The following is a 4,084-nucleotide window of genomic DNA, read 5'->3' as shown; positions in this document are numbered from 1 at the left end:
CTTACATGCGAGCCCTTATCCAACAAGCTTAGACGGGGAATGCACGAATGCCATTAAGCCTGACAAAACAAATAGCACGCTGCATTTGATGCATCGTGCTATTTCAAGCAGGAAATAAATTTTTATGCCGATTAAATTTAAAGATGATCAGGAATAAATACAGCCAAACCATAGCTAATGCGAGGAAAACGACAAATACGGCGAAAGGGAAAGGGGGTACCAGGGGATACTGCGAATGACAAAAAAGCTACTTCCCAATGGAAAGCAGCTTTTTTGTTTGTTCTGGCGTCTCCACGGGGAATCGAACCCCGGCCGCCGCCGTGAAAGGGCAGTGTTCTAACCGCTAAACTATGGAGACTTTGGTGCACCTGGAGCGATTCGAACGCCCGACCCTTTGGTTCGTAGCCAAATACTCTATCCAACTGAGCTACAGGTGCAGTAGCTGGCGGAGAAAGAGGGATTCGAACCCTCGATACAGGTTTTGCCCGTATGCACCCTTAGCAGGGGTGTGCCTTCGACCACTCGGCCATTTCTCCGTCAAGCGAGTCGCCATATTAATGAACGACCGCTTTACTGTCAAGCGTTATCAAGCAGAAATTTTCTGATCGAGGCCAAAAGCCTTGTGTAATACGCGAACAGCCAATTCCAGATACTTTTCATCAATCAGAACCGACACCTTGATCTCGGAAGTCGAGATCAGCTGGATGTTGATCCCCTCCTCGGCCAAGGTGCGGAACATCGTCGATGCGATGCCGCAATGCGAGCGCATGCCGACACCGACGATAGAAATCTTGGCAACCTTGTCATCCCCTTCGACGCGGGCAGCACCGACATGGGTCTGCATATCGCGCAGGATGGACAAGGCCTTGTTGTATTCGCCACGCGGCACGGTAAACGAAAAATCCGTCGCGCCATGGTCACCCACATTCTGGATGATCATGTCCACTTCGATATTGGCATCCGCTATCGGCCCCAGAATCTGGTAGGCAATACCCGGACGGTCCGGTACACCCTTGACGTTGATGCGTGCTTCATTGCGATCAAAGGCGATACCTGCTACGACGGCTTGTTCCATGCTTTCATCTTCCTCAAACGTGATCAGCGTACCTTCACCCTCTTCTTCGAAGCTGGAGAGCACACGCAGCCTTACCTTGTACTTGCCGGCGAATTCCACCGAGCGGATCTGCAATACCTTGGAACCCAGACTCGCCAACTCTATCATCTCTTCAAAAGTGATGGTCTTCAGGCGGCGGGCTTCGGGTTCGACGCGCGGGTCTGTGGTATAGACACCATCGACATCCGTGTAGATCTGGCACTCGTCCGCTTTCAAAGCAGCCGCCAGCGCAACCGCCGACGTATCCGAGCCGCCACGCCCCAGCGTCGTGATGGCTCCGTTTTCATCCACGCCCTGAAAACCGGCCACGATCACGACACGGCCGGCATCCAGATCGGCCCGCATCACGCCTTCATCAATCGATGAAATGCGTGCCTTGCCGTGCGCGCTATCGGTCACCAGCTTGACCTGCCAGCCGCAATAGCTCTTGGCTTCGAGACCGATTTCTTTTAACGCCATCGCCAACAGGCCGATGGTGACCTGCTCGCCGGTGGACACGATCACATCGAGCTCACGCGGGTCCGGGGTTTCCTGAATTTCTTTGGCCAAAGCAATCAGGCGGTTGGTTTCACCGCTCATGGCCGATAAAACCACGACCAGATCATGCCCCTGCGCTTTCCACTTGGCGATACGCCTGGCGACGTTCTTGATGCGCTCGGTCGAGCCCACTGAAGTGCCGCCGTACTTTTGTACGATGAGTGCCATGCTGACTTGTTCTTGAGGTTGAATGTCGAGCCTTGATTCTGGCCATATCTTCGATCCAAAAGCAATACCAAACGCATGATAAAATCGGAAAACTTGCGCGTCGCAGCATTCACACAGGCTTAAGCCGACAAAATCCGCTTGCCATGACTATAGATATTGGCGCGGCCCGGGCGAACAAAACCCAGCAAGGTCAAACCATATTGCTCAGCCATCCTGACTGCCAGTTCCGTTGGCGCCGACATGGCCAGCAGAATCTCCACCCCGCAGCTCACGGCCTTTTCCACCATTTCGAAACTGGCGCGGCTGGTCAGCAACGCAGCCCCGGCCAGGGCACCGTTACGCGCGCGCCAGCCCAACAACTTGTCCAGAGCCACATGCCGCCCCACATCCTCGCGGATAGCCTGCAGTTGCCCGCCAGCACCGACCCAAGCTGCGGCATGGGTCGCGCCGGTCAATTGCCCCAGCACCTGTCCATCCCGTATCGCGCACACCGCAGCATTGATCTCATGCCAGCTTATCGTTTGGGTAAATGGCAAAACGGCCTGCCTGCGAAACACCGCATCCAGTTCATCCACGCCGCACAGGCCGCAGCCCGTGCGCCCCGCCATCTGCCGCCGCCTGACCTTGAGTGCGGAAAAACGGGCGCTAGCCAGTTCGATATGCACCTCAAAGCCACGGCAAGCCTTGTGCACTTCGATGTCGTAGATCTCGGACGGCATGGCCGCAATACCTTCAGCCAGCGAAAAACCCAATGCAAAATCTTCCAGCCATTCGGGCGTCGCCATCATTACCGCCTGCGAGATGCCGTTATACACCAGCGCCACCGGCACTTCACACGCCAGGCTATCCTCGCGTAAACCTTGATCCGGCAAGCTTTGCAAGCTAACTTCACTTGAAGTTTCAGCTACAGTAAAACTCTCAAGATTTATTGATTTGAGCTGATCTTCAATGGATGTCATAATACCCACACATAAAACGTGTTTATTAAAGAAACAATAGATTATCCAATAAAATACGACTTACGTTCCAAACTACGCTAACCCGGAGTTCACCCATGCAAGTCAGCAGACGACAGTTTTTCAAACTGTGCGGTGGCAGCATGGCAGGTACCACGATCGCGGCACTCGGCTTTACCCCGGGTATAGCCATGGCCGATGTCAGAAGCTACAAGCTTCTGCGTGCCAGCGAAACGCGGAACACCTGCCCCTACTGCTCGGTAGGATGCGGCATCCTGATGTACAGCCTTGGCGACGGTGCCAAGAACGCCAAATCCGACATTATCCATATCGAAGGCGATGCCGATCACCCGGTCAACCGCGGCGCACTATGCCCCAAAGGTGCCGGCCTGCTCGACTTCGTGCACAGCCCCAACCGCCTCAAGTACCCCGAAGTACGCGAAGCGGGCAGCACGGAATTCAAACGCATCTCGTGGGACGAGGCATACAGCCGTATCGCGCGCCATATCAAGACCGACCGCGATGCCAACTTTGTCGAGAAGAATGCCGACGGTGTCACCGTCAACCGCTGGCTGAGCACGGGCTTTCTTGCCGCCTCGGCCTCGAGCAATGAAACCGGCTGGCTGACACAGAAGTTCGTGCGCTCGCTGGGCATACTGGCAGTCGACAACCAGGCGCGCGTTTGACACGGTCCGACGGTGGCAAGTCTTGCCCCTTCATTTGGCCGTGGTGCGATGACCAATCATTGGGTCGACATCAAGAACGCTGATCTTATCGTGGTGATGGGCGGCAATGCAGCCGAAGCACACCCGGTAGGTTTCCGCTGGGCGCTGGAAGCCAAAACCCGCAACAAGGCGAAAATACTGGTCATCGACCCGCGCTTTACGCGCACCGCGTCGGTGGCGGATTACTACGCTCCTATCCGCACCGGTACCGATATCGCCTTCCTGTCGGGCGTGATCCGCTACCTGCTGGAAAAAGGCGCGTACAACAAGGAATACACGCTCGCCTATACCAACGCGGCGCTGCTGGTGAATCCGGATTTCGGCTTCGACGAAGGCCTGTTCTCCGGCTGGGATGCGACCACCAAGAAATACGACAAGGCCAGCTGGAGCTATCAGCTGGACGAACAAGGCTTTGCCAAGCGCGACGACACGCTGGCCGATCCGCGCTGCGTCATCAACCTGATGCGCGAGCACGTAGCCCGCTATACGCCCGACGTGGTGGAAAACATCTGCGGCACACCCAAAGATGCCTTCCTCAAGGTGTGTGAATACATCGCCAGCACCGGCGCGCACGACAAGACCAC

At 55.7% G+C, this 4,084-nt stretch carries 3 protein-coding genes and 3 tRNA genes; 1 reads left to right on the top strand and 5 read right to left on the bottom strand.

The genetic code is table 11. From position 1 onward, the window contains the following. Window positions 1–283: 283 nt before the first annotated feature. The 5 genes from ACRC1E_RS13560 to fdhD all read right to left on the bottom strand — a co-directional run bounded on the left by ACRC1E_RS13560 (window position 284) and on the right by fdhD (window position 2,700). Window positions 284–358, bottom strand: a tRNA-Glu gene (locus tag ACRC1E_RS13560). 2 nt (window positions 359–360) lie between these two features. Next, a tRNA-Arg gene (locus ACRC1E_RS13555) sits at window positions 361–437 on the bottom strand. Between the two features lie 6 nt (window positions 438–443). Further along, window positions 444–536: transfer RNA gene (locus ACRC1E_RS13550), tRNA-Ser, on the bottom strand. A 50-nt stretch (window positions 537–586) separates the two neighbouring features. Continuing rightward, window positions 587–1,819 (bottom strand): aspartate kinase, encoded by a 1,233-nt coding sequence (locus tag ACRC1E_RS13545; protein WP_438515619.1) that lies wholly within the window; start codon window positions 1,817–1,819, stop codon window positions 587–589. 119 nt (window positions 1,820–1,938) lie between these two features. After that, the gene (fdhD, locus tag ACRC1E_RS13540) at window positions 1,939–2,700 is read right to left on the bottom strand and encodes a formate dehydrogenase accessory sulfurtransferase FdhD (protein WP_438515618.1); all 762 of its coding nucleotides are present in this window, start codon (window positions 2,698–2,700) and stop codon (window positions 1,939–1,941) included. Between the two features lie 173 nt (window positions 2,701–2,873). Between fdhD and ACRC1E_RS13535 the strand changes: the two genes are divergently transcribed. Further along, window positions 2,874–4,084 (top strand): molybdopterin-dependent oxidoreductase (locus ACRC1E_RS13535; RefSeq protein ID WP_438515617.1); only part of this gene is annotated, 1,211 nt, incomplete at its 3' end.

Source organism: Craterilacuibacter sp. (genome assembly GCF_051659485.1).
Classification (GTDB): domain Bacteria; phylum Pseudomonadota; class Gammaproteobacteria; order Burkholderiales; family Chromobacteriaceae; genus Craterilacuibacter.
Note: the sequence above shows the minus strand (reverse complement) of the source record. Positions and strands in the feature narration are given on the sequence as shown.